Source organism: Kitasatospora sp. NPDC058048 (assembly GCF_042885555.1).
In the GTDB taxonomy this organism is placed as follows: Bacteria; Actinomycetota; Actinomycetes; order Streptomycetales; family Streptomycetaceae; genus Kitasatospora; species Kitasatospora lactacystinica.
This window is the reverse complement of sequence record NZ_JBHVRT010000021.1, coordinates 26,996-50,816: the sequence shown is the minus strand read 5'-3', so window position 1 is coordinate 50,816 and position 23,821 is coordinate 26,996. Positions and strand designations below refer to the sequence as shown.

General features: G+C 71.9%; 19 protein-coding genes. 4 read left to right on the top strand and 15 right to left on the bottom strand.

The features are described from left to right. Positions 1 to 118: 118 nt before the first annotated feature. From ruvX to ACFVVA_RS22470, 4 genes are read right to left on the bottom strand one after another with little or no spacing between them, the layout of a single operon-like run. Positions 119 to 598: a Holliday junction resolvase RuvX gene (ruvX, locus tag ACFVVA_RS22485; protein ID WP_387691946.1), complete on the bottom strand. Its 480-nt coding sequence runs from the start codon at positions 596 to 598 to the stop codon at positions 119 to 121. Then, complete coding sequence (alaS, locus tag ACFVVA_RS22480; protein ID WP_387691944.1) at positions 598 to 3,267, bottom strand: alanine--tRNA ligase; 2,670 nt, start codon at positions 3,265 to 3,267, stop codon at positions 598 to 600. The genes ruvX and alaS overlap by 1 nt, the downstream gene beginning before the upstream one ends. Beyond that, positions 3,267 to 3,719: a DUF6167 family protein gene (locus tag ACFVVA_RS22475; protein ID WP_380546462.1), complete on the bottom strand. Its 453-nt coding sequence runs from the start codon at positions 3,717 to 3,719 to the stop codon at positions 3,267 to 3,269. The genes alaS and ACFVVA_RS22475 overlap by 1 nt, the downstream gene beginning before the upstream one ends. A 4-nt stretch (positions 3,720 to 3,723) precedes the next feature. After that, complete coding sequence (locus ACFVVA_RS22470) at positions 3,724 to 4,203, bottom strand: DUF948 domain-containing protein (RefSeq protein ID WP_387691942.1); 480 nt, start codon at positions 4,201 to 4,203, stop codon at positions 3,724 to 3,726. A gap of 243 nt (positions 4,204 to 4,446) precedes the next feature. Here ACFVVA_RS22470 and ACFVVA_RS22465 point away from each other — a divergent pair, with 243 nt between their 5' ends. Beyond that, positions 4,447 to 6,687 carry an ATP-binding protein gene (locus tag ACFVVA_RS22465; RefSeq protein WP_387691940.1) on the top strand — a complete coding sequence of 747 codons (2,241 nt, stop codon included), beginning with the start codon at positions 4,447 to 4,449 and terminating at the stop codon, positions 6,685 to 6,687. Between the two features lie 48 nt (positions 6,688 to 6,735). Beyond that, positions 6,736 to 7,062, top strand: a complete 327-nt coding sequence (locus ACFVVA_RS22460; RefSeq protein ID WP_359897459.1) for a tetratricopeptide repeat protein — start codon at positions 6,736 to 6,738, stop codon at positions 7,060 to 7,062. A 96-nt stretch (positions 7,063 to 7,158) separates the two neighbouring features. Here the strand turns inward: ACFVVA_RS22460 and rpsD are convergent, their stop codons facing one another. The 7 genes from rpsD to ACFVVA_RS22425 form a co-directional block, all read right to left on the bottom strand. Further along, positions 7,159 to 7,773 carry a 30S ribosomal protein S4 gene (rpsD, locus tag ACFVVA_RS22455; RefSeq protein ID WP_030240707.1) on the bottom strand — a complete coding sequence of 205 codons (615 nt, stop codon included), beginning with the start codon at positions 7,771 to 7,773 and terminating at the stop codon, positions 7,159 to 7,161. Positions 7,774 to 8,082: 309 nt separating this feature from the next. Next, positions 8,083 to 9,525 carry a replication-associated recombination protein A gene (locus ACFVVA_RS22450; protein ID WP_387691938.1) on the bottom strand — a complete coding sequence of 481 codons (1,443 nt, stop codon included), beginning with the start codon at positions 9,523 to 9,525 and terminating at the stop codon, positions 8,083 to 8,085. A gap of 57 nt (positions 9,526 to 9,582) precedes the next feature. Beyond that, positions 9,583 to 10,401, bottom strand: a complete 819-nt coding sequence (ppk2, locus tag ACFVVA_RS22445) for a polyphosphate kinase 2 (protein WP_387691936.1) — start codon at positions 10,399 to 10,401, stop codon at positions 9,583 to 9,585. A gap of 170 nt (positions 10,402 to 10,571) precedes the next feature. Next, positions 10,572 to 11,078 (bottom strand): GNAT family N-acetyltransferase, encoded by a 507-nt coding sequence (locus tag ACFVVA_RS22440; protein WP_387691934.1) that lies wholly within the window; start codon positions 11,076 to 11,078, stop codon positions 10,572 to 10,574. Between the two features lie 96 nt (positions 11,079 to 11,174). Then, positions 11,175 to 12,965, bottom strand: a complete 1,791-nt coding sequence (aspS, locus tag ACFVVA_RS22435) for an aspartate--tRNA ligase (protein WP_380546471.1) — start codon at positions 12,963 to 12,965, stop codon at positions 11,175 to 11,177. Beyond that, positions 12,962 to 14,224 carry a histidine--tRNA ligase gene (gene hisS, locus ACFVVA_RS22430; RefSeq protein WP_387691932.1) on the bottom strand — a complete coding sequence of 421 codons (1,263 nt, stop codon included), beginning with the start codon at positions 14,222 to 14,224 and terminating at the stop codon, positions 12,962 to 12,964. Before hisS ends, aspS begins: the two co-directional genes overlap by 4 nt. A gap of 11 nt (positions 14,225 to 14,235) precedes the next feature. Then, positions 14,236 to 14,943, bottom strand: a complete 708-nt coding sequence (locus ACFVVA_RS22425) for an MBL fold metallo-hydrolase (protein WP_380351198.1) — start codon at positions 14,941 to 14,943, stop codon at positions 14,236 to 14,238. A 250-nt stretch (positions 14,944 to 15,193) separates the two neighbouring features. Between ACFVVA_RS22425 and ACFVVA_RS22420 the strand changes: the two genes are divergently transcribed. Together ACFVVA_RS22420 and ACFVVA_RS22415 are read left to right on the top strand one after the other, a co-directional pair. Continuing rightward, the gene (locus tag ACFVVA_RS22420; protein WP_387691930.1) at positions 15,194 to 16,039 is read left to right on the top strand and encodes a peptidylprolyl isomerase; all 846 of its coding nucleotides are present in this window, start codon (positions 15,194 to 15,196) and stop codon (positions 16,037 to 16,039) included. A 265-nt stretch (positions 16,040 to 16,304) separates the two neighbouring features. Continuing rightward, entirely contained in the window at positions 16,305 to 17,534 is a 1,230-nt protein-coding gene (locus tag ACFVVA_RS22415) for a DUF349 domain-containing protein (protein WP_387691928.1), read from the top strand. A gap of 67 nt (positions 17,535 to 17,601) precedes the next feature. On the opposite strand, the gene ACFVVA_RS22410 is transcribed toward ACFVVA_RS22415, so the two are convergent. The 4 genes from ACFVVA_RS22410 to secD form a co-directional block, all read right to left on the bottom strand. Continuing rightward, the gene (locus ACFVVA_RS22410; RefSeq protein ID WP_380351201.1) at positions 17,602 to 20,112 is read right to left on the bottom strand and encodes a RelA/SpoT family protein; all 2,511 of its coding nucleotides are present in this window, start codon (positions 20,110 to 20,112) and stop codon (positions 17,602 to 17,604) included. A 96-nt stretch (positions 20,113 to 20,208) separates the two neighbouring features. Then, entirely contained in the window at positions 20,209 to 20,760 is a 552-nt protein-coding gene (locus ACFVVA_RS22405) for an adenine phosphoribosyltransferase (protein ID WP_359897469.1), read from the bottom strand. A 47-nt stretch (positions 20,761 to 20,807) separates the two neighbouring features. Beyond that, positions 20,808 to 21,896, bottom strand: coding sequence for a protein translocase subunit SecF (gene secF, locus ACFVVA_RS22400; RefSeq protein WP_387691925.1), 1,089 nt, complete (start codon positions 21,894 to 21,896; stop codon positions 20,808 to 20,810). Between the two features lie 4 nt (positions 21,897 to 21,900). Further along, on the bottom strand, positions 21,901 to 23,682 hold the full coding sequence (secD, locus tag ACFVVA_RS22395; RefSeq protein ID WP_387691923.1) for a protein translocase subunit SecD: 1,782 nt from the start codon (positions 23,680 to 23,682) through the stop codon (positions 21,901 to 21,903). Between the last annotated feature and the right edge of the window lie 139 nt (positions 23,683 to 23,821).

The window sequence follows — 23,821 nt, the reverse complement described above, 5'->3', positions numbered from 1 at the left end:
ATCCGGATCGTTATCAATCGATATGAATCGATCCATAACGGACACGGAAGCGAACGAAAAAGGGTCCGTGCGGACGCGTCCGCACGGACCCCTCAAACGGGACGTTAGATCAGACCGGTCAGCCGACCGCCTCGACGCTCTCACCGGGCGGGCGTCCGCTCACCCGTTCGGACTCAAGGGCGGTCTGGAGGATCACCACCGCGGCGGCCTGGTCCACCACCGAGCGGCCCTTCTTCGCCTTGACCCCCGAGGCGCGCAGCCCGTGGGTCGCGGTGACGGTCGACATCCGCTCGTCCACCAGCCGCACCGGCACCGGGTAGAGCCGGTCGGCCAGCCGGGCCGCGTACGCCCGGACCTTCTCCGCCGCCGGACCCTCCTTGCCGCTGAGCGAGCGCGGCAGCCCGACGATCACCTCCATCGCGCCGTACTCGTCGACGATGGCGGCGATCCTGGCCTGCGACTTCACCCCGGCCGGGACGGTCTCCACGGGCGTGGCGAGCACCCCGTCGGGGTCGCAGGACGCGACCCCGATCCGGGCGTCCCCGACGTCGACGGCGATCCGCCGCCCACGCCGGAAGGGCCTCTCCTCCTGCTCCATCAGCTGGCGCGCTCCGCGACCAGGCCGCGCACCGCGGCGATGGCCTCGCCGACCGCGGCCGGGTTGGAGCCACCGCCCTGGGCGACGTCGTCCTTGCCGCCACCGCCGCCGCCGAGGGTCTTGGCGGCGGTCCGGACCAGCTCGCCGGCCTTGATGCCGCGGCCGCGGGCTTCCTCGTTGGTGGCGATGACGGTCAGCGGGCGGTCATTGGCCACCGTGAAGGCGGCGACCACGGCCGGGCGCGAGCCGAGGCGGCCGCGCACGTCCAGGACCAGCTTGCGCAGCTCGTCCGCGCCCACGCCGTCGGCGACCTGCGCGGCGACCACGGCGATGCCGTGCACGTCCTCGGCCGAGTCGGCCAGACCCGCCGCGGCGGCCAGCACCTTCTCGGCGCGGAAGCGCTCGATCTCCTTCTCGGCGTCCTTGAGCTTGGCGAGCATGCCCGAGATCTTCTCCGGCAGCTCCTCCGGGCGGCCCTTGACCAGCTCGGTGAGCTGGGCGACCACGGTGTGCTCACGGGCCAGGAAGCGGTACGCGTCGGTGCCGACCAGCGCCTCGACGCGGCGCACGCCGGAGCCGATCGAGGACTCGCCGAGCAGCTTCACCAGGCCCAGCTGGGCGGTGTTGCCGACGTGGGTGCCACCGCACAGCTCCTTGGAGAAGTCGCCGATGGTCACGACCCGGACCTCGTCGCCGTACTTCTCGCCGAACATGGCGATGGCGCCGGCCTTGCGGGCCTGGTCCATCGTCATGACCTCGGCGGTGACCTCCAGCTCACGGCCCAGCACGTCGTTGATCTTCTGCTCGACGTCGACCAGCACGCTGCCCGGGACGGCGGCGGGCGAGCCGAAGTCGAAGCGGAAGCGGCCGGGGGCGTTCTCGGAGCCGGCCTGGGCGGCCGTCGGGCCGAGCGCGTCGCGCAGCGCCTGGTGGGTCAGGTGGGTGGCCGAGTGGGCACGGGCGATCGCCCGGCGGCGCTCGATGTCGATCGTGGCGTACGCCGAGGCGCCCAGCACGACCTCGCCGAACAGCACCCCGCCGGAGTGCACCACGACGCCCGGGACGGGCTGCTGCACGTCGCGGATCTCCACCACCGCGCCGGACTCCAGCCGGATCCGGCCCTGGTCGGCGAGCTGGCCGCCGCCCTCGGCGTAGAACGGGGTGCGGTCGAGGATGATCTCGACCTCGTCGCCCTCGGAGGCGGCCGGCGACGGGACGCCGTCCACCAGCAGGCCGACCACGGTGGCCTCGCCCTCGGTGAGGGCGTAGCCGGTGAAGACGCTGGCGCCGGACTTGTCGGCGACCTCGCGGTACGCGGCGACGTCGGCGTGGCCCATCTTCTTGGCCTTGGCGTCCGCCTTGGCCCGGTCCCGCTGCTCCTGCATCAGGCGGCGGAAGCCGGACTCGTCCACCTGGAGGCCCTGCTCCTCGGCCATCTCCAGGGTGAGGTCGATCGGGAAGCCGTAGGTGTCGTGCAGCTTGAACGCCTGCTCGCCGGAGAGCACCGCGCCGCCGGCCTGCTTGGTCTCGGTGACCGCGACGTCCAGCAGGTTGGTGCCGGCCTTCAGGGTCTGGAGGAAGGCGCCCTCCTCGCCGACGACGACCGTCTCGATGCGCTTGCGGTCGCTTTCCAGCTCGGGGTACTGCGGGGCCATCGCCTTGATCGCGACGTCGATGAGCTCCTTGGCCACCGGCTCGGTGGCGCCCAGCAGGCGCATGTTGCGGATGGCGCGGCGCAGGATGCGGCGCAGCACGTAGCCGCGGCCCTCGTTGCCGGGGGTGACGCCGTCGCCGACCAGCATCAGCGCGGTGCGGATGTGGTCGGTGACCACGCGCAGCGAGATGTCCGACTTGTGGTCGGCGCCGTAGGTGTGGCCGGTGAGCTCGGCGGCGCGGTCGAGGATCATCCGGCTGGTGTCGATCTCGAAGAGGTTGTCGACGTCCTGCAGGATGGCGGCGAGGCGCTCCAGGCCGAGGCCGGTGTCGATGTTCTTGCTCGGCAGGTCGCCGAGGATCTCGAAGCCGTCCTTGCCGTCGCCGTGGCCGCGCTCGTACTGCATGAAGACCAGGTTCCAGATCTCCAGGTAGCGCTCGCCGTTGACGGCCGGGCCGCCCTCCTCGCCGTACGCGGGGCCGCGGTCGTAGTTGATCTCCGAGCACGGGCCGCACGGGCCGGGGACGCCCATCGACCAGAAGTTGTCCTTCATGCCCAGGCGCTGGATGCGCTCCGAGGGCACGCCGATGACGTCACGCCAGATCTGCTCGGCCTCGTCGTCGTCCTTGTAGACGGTGATCCAGAGCTTCTCCTTCTCCAGGCCGTAGCCACCGTCCGCGACGGGCGTGGTGAGCAGGTCCCACGCGAACTTGATGGCTCCTTCCTTGAAGTAGTCGCCGAAGGAGAAGTTGCCGCACATCTGGAAGAAGGAGCCGTGCCGGGTGGTCTTCCCGACCTCCTCGATGTCCAGGGTGCGCACGCACTTCTGGACGCTGGTGGCGCGCGAGAACTGCGGCTTGACCTCGCCCAGGAAGTAGGGCTTGAACGGCACCATCCCGGCGTTGACGAGCAGCAGGGTGGGGTCGTCGGCGACCAGGGACGCCGACGGAACGACGGTGTGGCCGCGCTCCTCGAAGAAGCGCAGCCAGCGGCGGCGGATCTCAGCCGACTCCATTAGTGGTCCTTCCGGTTCGGGGTGCCGCCCCGCGGCGGCAGGGCGCGGCGGGGCGTTTCTTCAGTGGTCCGGGGGGTGGTACGGGAGCTGCGGGACGGAGGCAGGGCGGCGGCCGGGCTACCGGGCGCCGCCGAGATAGCTCGGTACTGCGGCTCGCCGGAGGGGGGCAGCGCGGAACGCTTCCCCAGAAGGGACCGGCGGTCGCCGCGGGGCTCCACCACGGCGGTGCCGTGCAGCCCGAGGTCGTCCTTCAGCTGCTCCTCGCGCTCGGCCATGCCGGCCTGCACGTCCCGGGCGAACTGCTTGGCCAGGTCGCCCAGGTGCAGCGCGCCGCGGGCGGCGGTGCCGGAGAGGCTGTCCGGGGTGAGCCGGTGCACGGCCTCGTTGGCCTTGTTCATGGCCCAGACGGTGGCGCCGGCGCCGACCGCCATCCAGAAGATGCGTCGCACCATGCCGTCAGCCCCTCACCGCGCGCCGGACCCGGGAGAACAGGCCGCTCCTGGGCGCGGTCGCGGCGCGCACCTCGGCCCGGATCAGCCGGGCCAGCTCCTCGCGCTCGCCGGCCTGCGCCGGCACCGGCGGCAGACCGCCCTGCTGCCGGGCGACGGCCTTGCGCACGCCGTAGCTGAACGCCGCGACCTTCACCAGCGGTCCGCCCAGGGTGGCGGCCACGGTGGAGGAGAGCGCGTTGGCGTTGGCGGCGGCGTCCTGCACGTTGGCGGTGATCTCGTCGACCCGCTCCAGCTGCTCGTTGGCGCTGCGCACCGCGGCGCCCGCGTCGGTCAGCAGCGGAACGGCCTGTTCGGTGACCGCGGAGACCAGGACGGTGGCCTCCTTGAGCACTCGCGAGAGGCGGACCAGCACCACGGCGAGCAGGGTGACCAGGACCGCCCAGAACACGGCGACGAGCAATCCGGCCAGCTCTCCCACGGACACCTTTGCGCGCTCCCTCGCCTTGCAGTTCTCCTGGGCCTGTCAGACAGGCCCCAGCAGGAAACCCTATCGCGCCCGGGCCCGGTTTCCGGACCGGGTTGTTCGCCCGGCGATCCGGTCGGGTGTGCGATCCGCGCGCGTAACCTACCGATCGGTCACCTCGTTCTGCCTGGCAGGCCGTCGCACATACGGCCCGACGCACGTCCGGACCCCGACCGGTCCGGCCTGGAGCACGGGGAGCAGCCTTTGGCCGGGGACTGGACAGCACCGCCCGGGGAGCCCGCGGCCGGGCCGCACGGGCCGGAGCCCGGACGGCTGCCGGCCGAGGTGACCGGCTTCGTCGGGAGGCGGGGCGAACTGGCCGAGCTGGCCGGGCTGCTGGACTCGGCCCGGCTGGTGACCGTCACCGGGCCGGGCGGCGTGGGCAAGAGCCGGCTGGCCCTGCGCGCGGCGGCCCGGGCGGCCGACGCCTTCCCGGACGGCACCTGGCTGGTGGACGTGGCCCCGGTGCAGGATCCGCTGCTGCTCGGCCACGCCGTCCTGGAGGCGCTGCGGCTCGCCGACGGCTCCGCCCGTCCGCCGCTGGACGTCCTGATCGAGCGGCTGGAGGGCCGGTGCCTGCTGCTGGTGCTGGACGGCTGCGAGCACCTGGTGGAGTCCTGCGCCGAGCTGGCCGACGCGCTGCTGCGGGCGCTGCCCGGCCTGCGGCTGCTGACCACCAGCCGCACCGCCCTGCGGGCCTCGGGCGAGCACCTGCTGGCCCTCACACCGCTGCCGGTCGGCCCGGCGCCGTCCGGCCCGGTGCGGCCGGACGCGCTGCCGGACGCGGTACGGCTGTTCGTCGAGCGGGCCGGGGCGGTGCTGCCGTCCTTCGAGGTGACGGAGGCCAACGCGGAGGCGGTCGCGCTGCTCTGCCGCCGGCTGGACGGCATCCCGCTGGCCCTGGAGCTGGCCGCCGGCCGGCTGCGCGCGCTGTCGGTGGAGCAGGTCACCGCCCGGCTGGACGACCGTTTCCGGCTGCTCACCTGCGGCTCCCGGACGGCCCTGCCCCGGCACCGGACGCTGCGCACGACGGTCGGCTGGAGCCATGAGCTGTGCACCGTGCAGGAACGTTTACTCTGGGCCCGCCTGTCGGTCTTCGCCGGCGGATTCGACCTGGAGGCCGCCGAATACGTCTGCGCCGGCGAGGGCATCGAGGCCGAGGACGTCCTCGACCTGCTCGACGAGCTGGTCGCCCAGTCCGTGGTGCTGCGCGAGGACAGCGCCTTCGGCGTGCGCTTCCGGCTGCTGGACACCCTGCGCGAGTACGGCGGCCAGTGGCTGCGCGCCGCCGGCGAGGAGCAGCGGCTGCTGCGCCGCCACCGGGACTGGTACCTGGGCGTCGCCACCTGGGGCGAGGTCGAGTGGTTCGGCCCCCGGCAGGCGGAGACCGCCGAGCGCACCGGGCTCGCCCACGGCAACCTGCGCGCGGCGCTGGAGTTCTGCCTCGCCGAGCCGGGCGAGGAGCAGATCGCCCTGCTGCTGGCCGGCACGCTCTGGTTCTACTGGATCGGCTGCGGCCACCTCGCCGAGGGCCGGCACTGGCTGGACCGCGCGCTCGCACTGGACCGCGAGCCCACCGAGGCCCGGGCCAAGGCCCTCTGGGTGACCGGCTACATGGCCACCCTCCAGGGCGACCTCGGCTTCGCCCGCCCGGCACTGGAGGAGTGCCGCCGCCAGGCGCTGGACACCGGCGACGACCGGGCGCTGGCCTACGCCGTCCACCGCCAGGGCTGCGTCGCCCTGGTCGGCGACGACCCCGACCGGGCCGCCGAACTGTTCGAGGAGGCGCTCTGGCACTACCGGACCATCGGCGAGCTCAACAGCAACGTGGTGATGGCCATGCTGGAGCTGGGCCTGGCCCACCTCTTCCAGGGCGATCCGGACAGCGGCGAGCTCTGGCTCGGCCAGGCCCGCGAGCTGTGCGAGGAGCACGGCGAGCAGTGGGCCTACGGGTACGTGCTCTACGCGATGGCGTTCTCGCACTGGCTGGACGGCGCCGTGCAGCCCGCCCGGGTGCTGGCCCGGGAGTGCGTGCGGCTGAACCACCTCTTCCGCGACCTGCTCGGCATCGTGCTGGGCATCGACCTGCTGGCCCTGCTGGAGACCGAGCCGAGCGGACCGGGCGAGCCGGGCGACCTGCGCGAGGCCCGGGTGCTGCAGGGCGCCGCGCACCGGATCTGGCGCACGGTCGGCAACCCGTTCCTGGGCTCGCGGAACTTCTTCGGCCCCCACCAGGAGTGCGCCGAGCGGGCGCTGGCCGGGCTGACCGCCCAGGAGTACGAGGAGTGCTACCAGGCCGGGACCCTGCTGGACCTGGACGCGGCGGTCACCCGGGCGCTCGGCGGCGGAGGCCGGAGGCAGGGCCCGGAAGCGGCGCGGGGCCCCCGCTCGGTGCCGCCCCCGCCGGCGCCCCCGCCGGCACCTTCGACGGCGCGGAATAGTTGAAACTTGCCGATTGCTTGAGGAGGCAAGGAACTGCCCGGAAGGAGCATCATGGCCGTCCACAACGCCGCCAACGAGTACCGCATGGCGAAGTTCTACTTCGATTCCAAGGCGTACACCGACGCGGCGCGCACGCTCGAAGGTGTCCTGGCCGAGGAGCCGACCAACCTCTCCGTCCGGATGCTGCTGGCCCGCAGCTACTTCCACTCGGCCCAGCTCCGCCGCGCCGAGGCCGAGCTGCTGCGGATCCTGGAGGCCGACCCGGCCGAGGACTACGCCCGGCTGATGCTCGGCCGCACCCTGGAGCGCCAGGGCCGGCCCGAGGAGGCCCGCCCGCACCTGCGGCTGGCCGCCGCGATGACCGGCGAGAGCATCTGACCGCAGCGGGAAGGACCGCACGGAAAAGGGGCGAGCCCCCGTCGCCTCGAAAGGCGACGGGGGCTCGCTCGTGGTGCCGCGAAGAGCGGAGCCGGGTCAGCGCGAGTAGTACTCGACGACCAGCTGCTCGTCACAGATCACCGGGACCTCCTTGCGCTGCGGCGCACGGTCCAGGCGGAAGGCCAGGGCCTTCAGGTTGACCTCGAGGTACTTCGGGGTCTGGCCCTCACCCGCGTAGCCACCCTCACGGGCGACCTGGAAGGGGACCTTCTCCTTGGAGCGCTCGCGGACGGTGACCACGAAGCCCGGCTTCATCTGGAACGACGGCTTGTTGACCTTGCCGCCGTTGACCTCGATGTGGCCGTGGACGACCATCTGGCGGGCCTGGTAAATGGTGCGGGCGATGCCCGAACGCAGGACCAGGGAGTCCAGACGGGTCTCCAGGTCGGCGACGAGCGCCTCACCGGTCTTGCCCTCGGCCTTCTTCGCGCGGTCGAACGCGCGCGCCATCTGCTTCTCGCTCAGGTCGTACTGGGCGCGCAGACGCTGCTTCTCGAGCAGACGGACCTTGTAGTCCGAGTTCTGCTTGCGGCCACGGCCGTGCTGGCCGGGCGGGTACGGGCGGGCCTCGAAGTACTTGACGGACTTCGGGGTCAGCGGCACGCCGAGCGCACGCGCGATCTTGACCTTGGGACGCTTCTGGTTCGCCATGAACCAAACCTTCCTTGCTTACGAATACGGCTTCACCAGGTGTTGACGGAGGTCGCATCTCGCGACCCGGAGACAACCCATCGCCGAGGCGATGCGGTCAGCCGCTCTCCGGAGCCGGGCACAAAAGTGCTGGTCACACGGACCGGCCCAGAATCTGGGCCGTCCGCGACACCGAAACGGTGCGCGACGCTCCTGGTGCGGGCCCCTCGGAGGGGGCCTACGGCCGGTGCCCCGCTGGTGCGGCCGGTCGGTGGGGTCTCCCCCGCCGCCGTCCCGGGACATGGCACTCCGACCGAGTATACCGGTGGATCACTCGCCCTTTTCCCCGGGCTGCTCCTCGGCCTTCCGCTCCGGCTTCGCGGGCGCCTTCCCGTCCTTCTTCCCGGCCTTGCCCTCCACCCTGCGCTCCCCCCGCAGCCGCCCGCGCGTCCACTCCGCCACGTCCGCGTACCGGGCCTCGCCACCCCGCCTGGTCGGCCGGTAGTACTCCTTGCCGTGCACCGCGTCCGGCGCGTACTGCTGGGCGGCGATGCCCTCCGGCAGGTCGTGCGGGTACCGGTAGCCCTGGCCGTGGCCGAGTTTGCCCGCGCCGCCGTAGTGCGCGTCCCGCAGGTGGGGCGGGACGGCGCCCGCCAGGCCCTGCCGGACGTCCGCCAGCGCCGCGTCGATCGCCAGGTAGGCGGCGTTGGACTTGGGCGCCAGCGCCAGCGCGATGGCCGCCTGGGAGAGGATGATCCGGGCCTCCGGGAAGCCGATCAGGGCCACCGCCTGGGCCGCCGCCACCGCCGTCTGCAGCGCCGTCGGGTCGGCCAGGCCGACGTCCTCGCTGGCCGAGATCATCAGCCGGCGGGCGATGAACCGCGGGTCCTCCCCCGCCTCGATCATCCGGGCCAGGTAGTGCAGGGTGGCGTCCACGTCGCTGCCGCGGATCGACTTGATCAGCGCGCTCGCCACGTCGTAGTGCTGGTCGCCGTCCTTGTCGTAGCGCACCGCCGCCTGGTTGACCGCCGTCTCGGTGGTGGCCAGCGTGATGCTCGGCTCGCCCTTCTCCAGCGCGGCGCCGGCCGCCGCCTCCAGCGTGGTGAGCGCCCGCCGGGCGTCCCCGCCGGCCAGCCGCACCAGGTGGTCCTCGGCCTCCGCGGACAGCTCCAGCGCGCCCTCCAGGCCGCGCTCGTCGGCCACCGCGCGGCGCAGCAGCGCCCGGATGTCCTCGTCGGTCAGCGACTCCAGGGTGAGCAGCAGCGAGCGGGACAGCAGCGGGGAGATCACCGAGAAGTACGGGTTCTCGGTCGTCGCCGCGATCAGGGTCACCCAGCGGTTCTCCACGGCCGGCAGCAGCGAGTCCTGCTGGGCCTTGGAGAAGCGGTGGATCTCGTCCAGGAAGAGCACCGTCTCCCGGCCGGACATCCCGACCGCCCGCCGGGCGCCGTCGATCACCGCCCGGACCTCCTTGACCCCGGCGGTGATCGCGGACAGCTCCACGAAGCGGCCCTCGACCGCCTGGCTGATCACGTGCGCCAGGGTGGTCTTGCCGGTGCCGGGCGGCCCCCAGAGGATCACCGAACTGGTCGCCGCCGGGCCCCGCGAGCCCGCGACCAGCCGGCGCAGCGGCGAGCCGGGCTTCAGCAGCTGCCGCTGCCCCGCCACCTCGTCCAGGGTGCGCGGACGCATCCGTACGGCCAGCGGCGCCCGACCGGGCTCCCTGGTCTGGCGTTCCTCGGCTGCGGCGGTGAAGAGGTCCGGTTCGTCCACACCGGAAGCCTATGCGAGGCCCCGGACAGCCCGGCAGAACCCGCGACCGGCCCCGCCCTACTCCAGCCCGGCGGCGTGGTCCGGGACGTACTTCTGCAGGTCCCGCGGGGACCGCTGGTAGCCGCGCGAGGCCGGGCGGGGCGGCAGTTTGACCTGCGGAACCCTGATCTCCTGGTACGGCACGGTGGACAGCAGGTGGGCGATCATGTTGATCCGGGCCCGGCGCTTGTCGTCGCTCTCCACCACGTGCCAGGGCGAGTCCGGGATGTCGGTGTGGAGGAACATCTCGTCCTTGGCCCGCGAGTAGTCCTCCCAGCGGGTGATCGACTCGATGTCCATCGGGGAGAGCTTCCAGCGCTTCATCGGGTCCTCCAGCCGGCCTCGGAAGCGCCGCTCCTGCTCGGTGTCGCTCACCGAGAACCAGTACTTGCGCAGCAGGATGCCCGATTCGATCAGCATCCGCTCGAAGGTCGGGCACTGGTGCAGGAACTGCCAGTACTCCTCGTCGCTGCAGAAGCCCATCACTCGCTCGACGCCCGCGCGGTTGTACCAGCTGCGGTCGAACAGCACGATCTCCCCGGCGGCCGGCAGGTGCTCGACGTACCGCTGGAAGTACCACTGGGTCTTCTGCCGTTCGGTCGGCGTGGGCAGCGCCGCGACCCGGGCGATGCGCGGGTTCAGGTACTCCGTCACCCGCTGGATCGCTCCGCCCTTTCCGGCGGCGTCGCGGCCCTCGAAGACCACCACCAGCCGGGCGCCCTCGACCCGCACCCACTCCTGGAGCTTCACCAGCTCCTCCTGGAGCCGCAGCAGCTCCCGCTCGTACGGCCTCCTGGCCAGTTTCTCCGGCTTCCCGGTCCGCCGCTGCTCGGCCACCCTCGGGTCCTCCGTTCGGTCGAATGCTGATGAGCATTCACCGTAGGCGCCGGCGGCCGGATCCGCAGGTCGGCGAGGCCGTGGCGACCGGGCCGGTCTCGTGGACCGGCCCCGGGAGAGGCTCCCGAGGGAGCGGCGCTCGGGGCGGGGCAAGAGCCTGGAGGCAGGCTCTACACTGCGACGAAGGGCTCGGGGTAGCGGCAGAGCCCGCGCGGGGCCCCGTCGTACGCCGCCAGCGGCAGCACCTGGAAGTACGCCTCCGGCACCTCGAACGGGCCGGTGACCTCGTGCCGTCCGGCCGGCGCGAAGCCGAACCGCCCGTAGTACTCCGGATCGCCGAGGACGACCACGAGCTTCTCGCCCGCCTCCTCGGCCGCCGCCAGCACGGCCCGGACGACCAGCTCGCCGACGCCCCGGCGCTGCCACTCGGGCGCCACCGCGACCGGCGCGAGCGCCAGCGCCTTGCCGTCGCCGACCCGCAGCCGGGTCAGCAGCGCGTGGCCGATCACCAGCCCGGCGTCGTCGACCGCCACCACGGACAGCCCGGGCAGCCAGGCGGGATCGCGGCGCAGCGCGTCCACCAGGTCCGCCTCGTCCGGCCCCGGGAACGCGGCCATGTGGACGCGTCTGGTCGCCGGGACGTCGTCCGGACATTCGACTCTCGTTGTGACCTGCATTGAGTCAACCCTCCCTGTGTCACACACCGTTGTGGACCGGCCCCGGACGACGGGCGAGCCGTCCGGGGCCGTTGCAGGTTAGCGGATGACGCGACGTCAGGACTTGGGCTGAGCCTCGCCCTTGGCGTCCTCGCGGACCTTCGGCTGGGCGTCCACGCCGGCCTCGCGACGCTGCGCCGGGGTGATCGGGGTCGGGGCACCGGTCAGCGGGTCGCCGCCGGTGGACGTCTTCGGGAAGGCGATGACGTCCCGGATGGTGTCGTACCCGCCCAGCAGCGTGACGATGCGGTCCAGGCCGAAGGCGACGCCACCGTGCGGCGGCGGGCCGTAGTTGAAGGCGTCCAGCAGGAAGCCGAACTGCGAGGCCGCCTCCTCCTCGGAGAGGCCGATCGCGTCGAACGCCCGCTTCTGCACGTCGCGCTGGTGGATACGGATCGAACCGCCGCCCAGCTCCGAGCCGTTGAGGACCAGGTCGTAGGCGTTGGACAGGGCCGAGCCCGGGTCGGTGTCGAAGGTGGCCAGCGACTCCGCGGTCGGGGCGGTGAACGGGTGGTGCACCGCGTGCCAGCCCTGGAACTGGCCCTTGTCGTCCTCGATCGGCTCGAACATCGGGAAGTCGACGACCCAGAGGAAGGCCCACTGGGACTCGTCGATCAGCTCGCAGCGGCGGCCGATCTCCAGACGGGCGGCGCCGAGCAGCTCCTGCGAGGCGCGCTCCTTGCCGGCCGCGAAGAAGATCGCGTCGCCGTTCTTGGCGCCCGCGGCGGCGGCGAGGCCGGCCAGGTGCTCCTCGGAGAGGTTCTTGGCGACCGGGCCGCGCAGCTCGCCGGTCTCGGCGTCGATGAGCACGTAGGCGAGGCCGCGGGCGCCGCGCGCCTTGGCCCAGTCCTGCCAGGCGTCCAGCTGCTTGCGCGGCTGCGAGGCACCGCCGGGCATGACCACGGCGCCGACGTACGGGGCCTGGAAGACGCGGAAGTCGGTGCCCTTGAAGTACGCGGTCAGGTCGGTGAGCTCCTGGCCGAAGCGGACGTCCGGCTTGTCCGAGCCGTAGCGGCCCATGGCGTCCGCGTAGGTCATCCGCGGCAGCGGGTTCGGGATCTCGTAGCCGTGGACCTCGCGCCAGACGGAACCGATGATCTTCTCGCCGAGGGCCAGGATGTCCTCCTGGTCGACGAACGAGGCCTCGATGTCCAGCTGGGTGAACTCCGGCTGCCGGTCGGCGCGGAAGTCCTCGTCGCGGAAGCAGCGGGCGATCTGGTAGTAGCGCTCCATGCCGGCCACCATCAGCAGCTGCTTGAACAGCTGGGGCGACTGCGGCAGGGCGTACCAGTGGCCGGGCTGGAGGCGGACCGGGACCAGGAAGTCGCGGGCGCCCTCGGGGGTGGAGCGGGTGAGGTACGGCGTCTCGATGTCGAGGTAGTCGTTCTCCTCCATCACCCGGCGGATGATGTTGTTGACCTTGGAGCGCAGGCGCAGGCCCTTGGCCGGGCCCTCGCGGCGCAGGTCCAGGTAGCGGTAGCGCAGCCGGACCTCCTCGTTGACCGTGCCCGGCTCGTACTCGGCGACCGGGAAGGGCAGCGGGGCGGCCTCGGAGAGCACCTCGATCGCGCTGACGACGACCTCGACCGCGCCGGTCGGGATGTCCGGGTTCTCATTGCCCTCGGGGCGGACCCGGACGTCGCCGACGACCTTGACGCAGTACTCGGCGCGCAGGCCGTGCACCGAGTCGAGGTCGCGGACCACGATCTGCACGGTGCCGGAGGCGTCGCGCAGATCGATGAAGGCGACGCCGCCGTGGTCGCGGCGGCGGGCGACCCAGCCGGCCAGGGTGACGGTGGTGCCTGCGTGCTCCGGGCGGAGCGTGCCCGCGTCGTGCGTGCGGATCACAGCTGCTTCTCCTTCAGGGTGGTGACGAGTGCGTCGAGGGCGACGGGGGCCTGTTCGCCGGTGCTCAGGTCCTTGAGCTGGACGACGCCCTCGGCGAGGTCCCGGTCCCCGGCGATCAGGGCGAAGCGGGCGCCGGACCGGTCGGCGGACTTCATGGCGTTCTTGATGCTCTTGACGCCGAAGGCGAGGTCGGTGGCGACGCCGGCCCGGCGCAGCTCGACCACCTTGGCGAACAGGATGTTCTTGGCCTCCTCGCCGAGCGCGACGGCGTAGACGGAGGTGGCGGCCGGCAGGTCGAGGTCCACGCCCTCGGCCTCCAGGGCCAGGAAGGTGCGGTCCACGCCGAGGGCCCAGCCGACGGACGGCAGCGCGGGGCCGCCGATCATCTCGGACAGGCCGTCGTAGCGGCCGCCGCCGCCGATGGCGGACTGGGCGCCGAGGCCGTTGTGCACGAACTCGAAGGTGGTGCGGGTGTAGTAGTCCAGGCCGCGGACCAGCTTCGGGTCGTCGACGAAGGCGACGCCGTTGGCGGTGAGCAGCTCGCGGACCTTCTCGTCGTACGCCTTGCACTCCTCGCACAGGTAGTCGCGGAGCATCGGGGCGTCGGTGAGCTGGGCCTGCACCGACTCGCGCTTGTCGTCGAGGACGCGCAGCGGGTTGATCTCGGCGCGGCGGCGGGTCTCCTCGTCCAGGTCCAGGCCCGAGAGGAACTCGATCAGGGCAGCGCGGTAGACCGGGCGGCACTGCTTGTCGCCGAGGCTGTTGAGCAGCAGCGAGTAGTTGCTCAGGCCCAGCGAGCGGAAGGCGTCGTCGGCCAGGATGATCAGCTCGGCGTCCAGCGCCGGGTCCTCGGCGCCGATCGCCTCGGCACCGACCTGGGAGAACTGGCGGTAGCGGCCCTTCTGGGCGCGCTCGTAGCGGTAGTACGAGCCGGAGTACCAGAGCTTGACCGGCAGGTTGCCCTGCTTGTGCAGGTTGGCCTGGAGGGCGGCGCGCAGCACCGAGGCGGTGCCCTCCGGGCGCAGCGCCAGCTCGTCGCCGCCCTTGGTGGTGAGGGTGTACATCTCCTTGGAGACGATGTCGGTGGACTCGCCGACACCGCGGGAGAACAGCTTCACGTCCTCGAAGACCGGGGTCTCGACGTAGCCGTAGCCGGCCCGGCGGGCGGGCGCGGCGATGCGCTCGCGGATCGCCAGGAACGTCGCGGAGCTGGGGGGCAGCAGGTCGTAGGTGCCCTTGGGGGCGGTGAAGGTGCTCAACTTCTCTTCCGTCACATTCCTCGTCGCGGGAAAGCCGGGGCGCCGGCCGCCCCCGCTGCCTGTCGGAGGTAGGGGTTGGTGGCGCGCTCGCGGCCGATGGTGGTCTGACCGCCGTGGCCGGAGAGGACCACGGTGGAATCGTCGAGGGGCAGGCACACCCGGGCCAGCGAGTTCATGATCGCCGCGCTGTCCCCGCCCGGGAGGTCGGTACGCCCGATGGAGCCGGCGAACAGCAGGTCGCCCGAGAACAGCACCGGGGGGAGGTCCTCGGCACCGGGCGTCCGGAAGGTCACCGACCCCCCGGTATGGCCCGGGGCGTGGTCCACGGTGAGCTTCAGGCCGGCCAGCTCCAGCACGCTGCCGTCGGTGAGCTCGCGCACGTCGTCGGGCTCGCCGACGGTGAGCTCGCCCATCAGCTGGGTGCCCAGGGAGCGGCCGAGCGCCTTCTCCGGGTCGGACATCATGTACCGGTCCTCGGGGTGGATCCAGGCCGGGACGCCGCGGGCGCCGCAGACCGGGACCACCGAGGCCACGTGGTCGATGTGGCCGTGGGTGAGCAGCACGGCGACGGGCTTCAGCCGGTGCTCGCGGACCATGTCCTCGACGCCGCGGGCCGCCTGGTGGCCGGGATCGACGATGACGCACTCCTCGCCCGCCGCCGGAGCGACCAGGTAGCAGTTGGTGCCCCAGGCTCCAGCGGGGAATCCGGCGATGAACACGCGCGTCCTTCGGGTGTGCGGCGGTCGGCTGCGGCGGCTACCAGTGGTGATCGCTGCCAGTGGTGGTGCAGGTGCAGCCTACCGGCGCCGCGGGTCCGGTTGCGAACCAGATAGCGGTGACGGGGCGCCGCGGCCCGGCAGGTTCACCGGGTTCTTACAGGCCCGGTCCCTACACTTGGCCGCCGAGGGATGCGATGATCCGCTCCGGAATCCATCCACTTTTCCCGCACATCCGTAGGAGACACGGCCGGTGGTCAGCAGCGAACAACGGCGGCGGCAGCTCGCCCGAGACAAGTACGAGCGCCAGTTGGAGCGCCGGGTCGCGGCCGCGGCCGCGCGCAGGCGGCGCAACACGATCCTGGGCGCCTCGCTCGCCGTCGTGGTGCTGGCCGGCGGTGGCACCCTGATCGCCACCGGCGCGTTCAGCTCGGACGACAAGGGCGACAAGAAGGCCTCGGCGAACAGCGCCCAGGCGGCGCCGACCAGCACCGACGAGCCGACCACCCCGACCCGCAAGCCGGCCGAGGGCTGCGCCGCCCCGGCGCCGGGCGCGCCCAACGGCAAGCAGTGGCAGGCCGAGCCGCCCATGACGATCGACCCGAGCGGCTCGTACGCGATGACGCTGGACAGCAACTGCGGCAAGGTGACGATCGCGCTGGAGGCCGCCAAGGCCCCGCACACCGTGAACTCCTTCGCCTTCCTGGCCGGCGAGCAGTACTTCGACCACACCAAGTGCCACCGGCTCACCACCGACGGCATCTTCGTGCTCCAGTGCGGCGACCCGACCGCCAGCGCGACCGTCCCGGGCGGCACCGGCGGCCCCGGCTACAAGTTCGCGGACGAGAACCTGACCGGCGCGACCTACCCGGCCGGCACCGTGGCGATGGCCAACTCCGGCCCGGGCACCAACGGCAGCCAGTTCTTCCTGGTCTACAAGGACACCAAGCTGCCGCCGAACTACACCCCCTTCGGCAAGATCACCGGGGGCCTGGACGCGGTGCAGAAGATCGCCGCCGCGGGCACCCTGGAGGGCTCGCCGGACGGCCACCCGATGGCCGACGTCACCTTCAACTCCGTTACGGTGGCGAAGGGTTGACCTACCCCGGGGCCCTGCGGGGGCGGCCTGCGCGCCGTCCCCGCAGGGCCCCGGACCGAAATCGCCCGGCCCGGATGCGGACAGCACCGGTCCCGGTCGCCTATGTTGGCGTTGTATAGGGTGCCCGCACCCGCCTGGCCGTCACCCTCGGCAGCAAGGCACGGCGGACGGGGACGGCGGACTCTTTCGGTCCGTCGCACATCAACTGTGGACGACGGACGCGCGCCGCCCCGGCGCGGGCGCGACGTCATGTGGAGGACGCGCTATGAGCAGCGACCCGTGGGGCCGTGTGGACGAGCAGGGCACGGTCTACGTCAGGACGGCCGACGGTGAACGCGTCGTCGGTTCCTGGCAGGCCGGCTCGCCCGAGGAGGCCCTCGCCTACTTCGAGCGCAAGTACCAGGGCATCGAGGTGGAGATCGGCCTGCTGGAGAAGCGGGTGCGCACCACCGATCTGGCCGCCAAGGACGCCCAGACCGCGCTGGAGCACCTGCGCGCCCAGGTGGTCGAGGGACACGCGGTCGGCGACCTGGAGGGCCTGGCCAAGCGGCTGGACACGCTCGCCGGCGAGATCGAGAGCCGGCGCGAGGAGCGCAAGGCCGCTCGTGCCAAGGCCCAGGACGAGGCCCGTACGGCCAAGGAGGCCCTGGTCACCGAGGCCGAGCAGCTCGCCGAGTCGACCCAGTGGCGGGAGGCCGGGGACCGGCTGCGCGCCCTGGTGGACATCTGGAAGGGCCTGCCGCGGCTGGACCGCAAGAGCGACGACGAGCTGTGGCACCGCTTCTCGCACGCCCGCTCGGTCTTCTCCAAGCACCGCAAGGCGCACTTCGCCACCCTGGACGCCGAGCGCGAGAAGGCGCGGCAGACCAAGGAGGCGCTGGTCACCGAGGCCGAGGCGCTGTCCTCGTCCACGGAGTGGGGCAGCACCGCGGCCGCCTACCGCGACCTGATGGCGCGCTGGAAGTCCGCCGGCCGGGCCCAGCGGGACATCGAGGACGAGCTGTGGGCGCGGTTCCGCGGCGCCCAGGACGTCTTCTTCCAGGCCCGCTCCTCGGTGTTCAGCGAGCGGGACGCCGAGCAGGTGGAGAACCAGAAGCTCAAGGAGGCGCTGGCCACCGAGGCCGAGGCGATCCTGCCGATCACCGACCTCAAGACCGCCAAGGCCGCGCTGCGCGAGGTCAACGAGCGCTGGGAGGCCATCGGCCACGTGCCGCGCGAGGTCCGTCCGAAGCTGGACGGCCGGCTGAACACGGTCGAGCGGGCCATCCGCGAGGCCGAGGACGCCGAGTGGAAGCGCTCCAACCCGGAGGCCAAGGCCCGCGCGGCCGGCATGGTGGGCCTGTTCCAGGCCAAGGCCGACAAGATCCAGGCCGACCTGGACAAGGCCCGCGCGGCCGGCAACGCGTCCAGGACCGCCAAGCTGGAGTCCGAGCTGGCCGGCGTGCAGACCCTGCTGGAGCAGGCGCACCGCAGCCAGGAGGAGTTCAGCGGCTGACCGCCCCGAACGCTGAACGGCGAAGGCCCCCGGGAACGCTCCCGGGGGCCTTCCGCGTACCCGCGCGCTACTTGCGGGCGGAGGTGACGCGGTAGACGTCGTACACGCCCTCGACGCCGCGCACCGCCTTGAGCACGTGGCCCAGGTGCTTCGGGTCGCCCATCTCGAAGGTGAAGCGGCTCATCGCCACCCGGTCCCGGGAGGTCTGCACCGCCGCCGACAGGATGTTGACGTGCTGGTCGGAGAGCACCCGGGTGACGTCCGAGAGCAGCCGGGAGCGGTCCAGCGCCTCGACCTGGATGGCCACCAGGAAGACCGAGGACTGGGTGGCCGCCCACTCGACGTCGATCATGCGCTCCGGCTGCTGGCTCAGCGCCTCCACGTTGACGCAGTCGGCGCGGTGCACCGAGACGCCGTTGCCGCGGGTCACGAAGCCGACGATCGGGTCGCCGGGCACCGGGGTGCAGCAGCGGGAGAGCTTGACCCAGACGTCCTCGACGCCCTTGACGATCACGCCCGGGTCGCCCTTGGCCCGGCGGCGCACCGCGCGGCGGTTGTCGTGGGTCGGGGTGGCGGTCTCCGCCAGGTCCTCGGTCGCCCCCTCCTCGCCGCCGAGCGCCTGCACCAGCTTCTGCACGATGTTCGGCGCGGCGACGTGGCCCTCGCCGATCGCGGCGTAGAGCGAGGAGATGTCGGGGTAGCGCATCTCGTGGGCCAGGGTGACCAGCGAGTCGCCGGTCAGGATCCGCTGGATCGGCAGGCCCTGCTTGCGCATCGCCCGGACGATCGCCTCCTTGCCGTGCTCGATCGCCTCCTCGCGGCGCTCCTTGGAGAACCAGGCGCGGATCTTGTTGCGGGCACGCGGGGACTTGACGAAGCCCAGCCAGTCCCGGGAGGGTCCGGCGTTCTCCGCCTTGGAGGTGAAGACCTCGACGGTGTCGCCGTTCTCCAGGGTCGACTCCAGCGGCACCAGCCGCCCGTTGACCCGGGCGCCTATCGTCCGGTAGCCGACCTCGGTGTGCACCGCGAAGGCGAAGTCGACCGGGGTGGCCCCGGCCGGCAGGGCTATCACGTCACCCTTGGGGGTGAAGACGAAGACCTCGTTGCTGGCCAGGTCGAAGCGGAGCGACTCCAGGAACTCGCCCGGGTCGGCGGTCTCCTTCTGCCAGTCCAGCAGCTGCCGCAGCCAGGCCATCTCGTTGACGGCGCCGGCCTTGTCCTCCTTGCGGACCTGGGTCGGCGTGTCGGTGCGGACCTTGGACGCCCCGGCCACCGCGCGCTGCTTGTACTTCCAGTGCGCGGCGATGCCGTACTCGGCCCGCCGGTGCATGTCGAAGGTGCGGATCTGCAGCTCGACCGGCTTGCCCCCGGGACCGATCACCGTGGTGTGCAGCGACTGGTACATGTTGAACTTGGGCATCGCGATGTAGTCCTTGAACCGCCCCGGCACCGGGTTCCACCGCGCGTGGATGGTGCCCAGCGCCGCGTAGCAGTCGCGGACGGTGTCGACCAGGACCCGGATGCCCACCAGGTCGTAGATCTCGGCGAAGTCCCGGCCCCGGACGATCATCTTCTGGTAGACCGAGTAGTAGTGCTTCGGCCGGCCGGTGACGGAGGCGGTGATCCGGGCGCCGCGCAGGTCCGCCTGGACCTGGTCGATGACGGTCGCCAGGTACTCGTCCCGCTTGGGGGCGCGCTCGGCGACCAGCCGGACGATCTCGTCGTACATCTTGGGGTAGAGGATCGCGAAGGCGAGGTCCTCCAGCTCCCACTTGATGGTGTTCATACCCAGCCGGTGCGCCAGCGGGGCGTAGATCTCCAGCGTCTCGCGGGCCTTCTTCTCCTGCTTCTCCCGCTTGAGGTAGCGCATCGTGCGCATGTTGTGCAGGCGGTCGGCGAGCTTGATCACCAGGACCCGCGGGTCCTTGGCCATCGCCACGACCATCTTGCGGACGGTCTCGGCCTGCGCGGCCTCGCCGAACTTGACCCGGTCCAGCTTGGTGACGCCGTCCACCAGCAGGGCCACCGAGTCGCCGAAGTCCTTGCGCAGGGTCTCCAGGCCGTAGTCGGTGTCCTCGACGGTGTCGTGCAGCAGCCCGGCCATCAGGGTCGGGGCGTCCATGCCGAGCTCGGCCAGGATCGTCGCGACGGCCAGCGGGTGGGTGATGTACGGGTCGCCGCTCTTGCGCTTCTGTCCGCGGTGCCACTTCTCGGCCACCGCGTACGCCTTCTCGATGTCGCGCAGCAGCGCCGGGTCGGCCTTGGGGTCGTTCGCCCGGATCGAGCGGAACAGCGGCTCCAGGACGGGGTTCAGCACGCTGGAGCGCTGGCCGCCGAGGCGGGCCAGGCGGGCGCGCATACCGCCGGTGGAACCGCGGCCGGAGGGGCCGAGCGAACGCGAGGAGGTCGGCGCCGGGCGTGCCGGGGTGGCCCCCGAGGGCGTGGGACGGTCTTCGGGGGCGGCCGCTGCGGCCGTGGGCACAACCTCGTCGGGCAAGGACAACTCCTCGGGGCACCGGGGCCGGCCCCTGCCGGGGCCCGGACGTTCGGGGACAACCGGGAGGGGATGAATCTTCATGGTACCGAGCCCGGCGCCGGGGTGTTCATCCGGCCGGGCCAGGAAACGGAAGGACGGCGGTCGGATGTTCCGACCGCCGTCCTCCTGACGGATCCGTCAGACCGTGACCAGCGTCTCCAGCGGAGCGCCGCCCAGGTGCCCGGCCAGCCGCTCGCGGCCGTCCAGGAAGCCCAGCTCCATCAGCACCACGACGCCCGCCAGCTCGGCCCCGGCCTCCTTCACCAGGTCCAGCGAGGCGCCGATGGTGCCACCGGTGGCCAGCACGTCGTCCACCACCAGCACCCGCTCACCGGGCGCGAAGGCGTCGCACTGCACCTCCAGCGTCGCCGAGCCGTACTCCAGCTCGTACGAGCGCCGGAACACCTCGCCGGGCAGCTTGCCCTGCTTGCGGATCGGCACGAAGCCGAGCCCGGCCGCGAAGGCCGCCGGGGCCGCCAGCACGAAGCCACGCGCCTCCAGGCCCACCACCTTGGTCGCACCGAGCTCCGCGGCCCGGTCCGCCAGCGCCCGGGTGAGGGCGCCGAAGGCCTCGGCGTCGGCGAGCAGCGGCGCGATGTCCTTGAACAGCACACCCGGCTTCGGGTAGTCCGGGACGTCCCGGATCCGGCTGTTCAGCAGCTCGGCCAGTGCGGTGTCGGCGGTGGTCACGGTGGTGTCCTTCACGGTCTGGTGGGGCCCCGGGGTCGTGGTCGGGGTCAGCGCTTGGTGGACGGACGGCCCTTGGCACGGGAGGTGCCGGCCGTGCGGCCACGCTGTCCGACCATACCCGCAGGCTGCTCCTCGCCCGTCGGCTCCTCGTCCGCGGCCTCGGCCTTGGCGGCCGCGGCGGCGCGGTGCTGGAGGACCCGCTTGCGCAGCGCCTTCATCTCCGGCTGCTCCTCCTTGAGCTGCGCCAGCAGCGGGGTGGCGACGCAGATCGAGGAGTAGGCACCGGCCGCGAGGCCGATGAACAGCGCGAGCGAGATGTCGTTCAGGGTGCCGGCGCCCAGGAGGCCGCCACCGATGAACAGCAGTGCGGCGACCGGAAGCAGTGCCACCACGGTGGTGTTGAGCGAGCGCACCAGGGTCTGGTTGAGGCCCGCGTTCGCGGCCTCGCTGTAGGTGAGCTTGTTCTGCTTGGTGAGGTTCTTGGTGTTCTCCTTCACGGTGTCGAAGACGACGACCGTGTCGTAGAGCGAGTACCCGAGGATGGTCAGGAAGCCGATCACCGTACCCGGGGTGACCTCGAAGCCCACCAGGGCGTACACGCCGATGGTGATCAGGAGGTCGTGGATGAGGGCGACCAGGGCGGACACCGCCATCCGCCACTCGAAGGCGATCGCCAGGTAGACCGTCACCAGGACCATGAAGACGATCAGACCGGTGAGTGCCTTCTGGGAGATCTGCTTGCCCCAGCTGGGGCCGATCACCTGGGCCTCGACGGTGTCCAGCGGCACGTCGAGCTTCTGCGAGAGCTCGGCGCGGATCTGGTCGGAGCTCTTCGACTCCTCGGTGCTGACCTGGATGCGGATCTTGCCGTTGTCGGTCGACTGCACCAGCGGGTGCGAGGAGACGACCCCGTCCGCGGTTTCCTGTGCCTGGGAGACCGTCAGGCCGGGCTTGGCCACGGTGTAGACCGAGCCGCCCTTGAACTCGATGCCCAGGTGCAGGCCCATGGACAGGCCGATCGCCGCGACCAGCACGATCACGCCGGAGATGGAGTACCAGAGCTTGCGGCGTCCGACGAAGTCGAAGCTGACTTCACCCTGGTAGAGCCGGTGGCCCAGGTTGGAGAAGCGTGACACGGTGTCAGGCCTCCTTCACGGCGGCAGAGGAGGGGTTACGGCGACGGCTGCTGCGCAGCGGCGGGCGGGCGCCCAGCCGCTTCGGGTCCAGGCCGGACCACGGGTGGCCGTTCAGGAAGAACTTGCGGCGGGCCAGCAGCGTGATCAGCGGCTTGGTGAAGAGGAAGATCACCACGACGTCGAGCGCCGTGGTCAGACCCAGGGTGAACGCGAAGCCCTGGACCTTGCCGACCGAGACCACGTAGAGCACGGCGGCACAGAGGAAGGAGACGAAGTCCGAGACCAGGATGGTGCGCCGGGCGCGCGGCCAGGCCCGCTGGACCGCCGGGCGCAGCGGGGCGCCCTCGCGGACCTCGTCGCGGATGCGCTCGAAGTACACGATGAAGGAGTCCGCCGTGATGCCGATCGCGACGATCGCACCGCAGACCGCCGGCAGGTTCAGCGCGAATCCGATCGCATTGCCGAGCAGGCTCATGATCGAGTAGGTCAGGGCCGCCGAGACGAGCAGACCGGCGATCGAGACCAGGCCGAGGCCGCGGTAGTAGACCAGCGAGTAGGCGACCACCAGCAGCATGCCGATCGCGCCGGCCACCAGGCCGGCCTTGAGCTGGTCGCTGCCGAGCGCCGGGGAGACGGTGGTGATGTCGCTCTTGACGAACTCCAGCGGCAGGGCGCCGTAGCCGAGCACGTTGGACAGGTCCTGCGCCTCGGTCTGGGTGAACCGGCCGGTGATCACGGCGCTGCCGCCGGGAATCGCGTTCTTGACCTCGGGGTGCGAGACGACCTGGTTGTCCAGCACGATCGCGAACTGGTTGTTCGGCGGGGCCTGGGTGGCGAGCTGGCCGGTGATCTTGGTGAAGTCGTCGGTGCCGGTGCCGTTGAACTGCAGCTGGACCTGCCAGCCCGCACCCGACTGGGTGTCGAGGCTCGGCTGGGCCTTGGAGACGTCCGAGCCCTTCACGGCGACGGGGCCGAGGGCGAGCTTCTCGTAGTAGCCGTTCTCGGGCTTCTGCGAGCAGGCGACGACGGCCTTGTCATCGGCGCCGGTCTGGGCGGTGCGGACCTCGGGCTTGGAGCAGTCCAGGGCGGCGAACGCGGCGGTCAGCTCCGGCGGCACGGTGCCCTGGGTCATCGCGGCGGTGAGGTCGGCGGCGCTCGGCGGGGTGGCCGCGGCACTCGGGGCGCCGGTGGCGGCGGCGGAGGGCGCGGTGCTCGCGCCGGTGGCGGCGGCGGTCGGGCTGGCGCCCTCGGCAGCCAGGGCCTCGCTCGCGGGGCGGCCCTGCTTGGTGGCGCTCGCGGACGGGCTGCCGGTCGCGGGGGCGGACGGGGTCGCCCCCGGGGTGCCGGTGGCGCCCGCGGACGGGGTTCCGGTCGGCAGCGGAGCGGTGACGCCGCTGGGCGCCACGGCCAGGACCGGACGGAAGAACAGCTTGGCGGTGGTGCCCACCTGGTCCGCCGCGTTCTGCTGGTTTCCGCCCTTGGGGATGTTCACGATGATCGTGTTGTCGCCCTGGGTCTGGACCTCCGCCTCGGAGACACCCATGCCGTTGACGCGGCGCTCGATGATCCCGGTGGCGATGTCCATGTTGGACTTGCTGATCGCCTTGGGATCGGTCGACTTCGCGGTCAGCGTGATGCTGGTGCCACCGGCGAGATCGATCCCGAGCCTGGGCTTGGTGGTGCCCGTCCCGAACATGAGGGCGACCAGTCCGACGGTGACGACCAGGATGAGGGCCAGCGCCCGCCCTGGGTAGCCGTCGCGCGGGCGCGACTTGGGTGTTGCCACCTTGCTCGTTTCTCCCTGTCCATGCCACTTCCCCGACCGGACCCCCGTCCGGCTCGTGGCGGGACAGGGGTCCGGCGGTTCTGCGGCCCTGAGGTCCTGTGGGCTCGCGGCACTGCGCCGCGCGGCCGGGCGGGTTGCC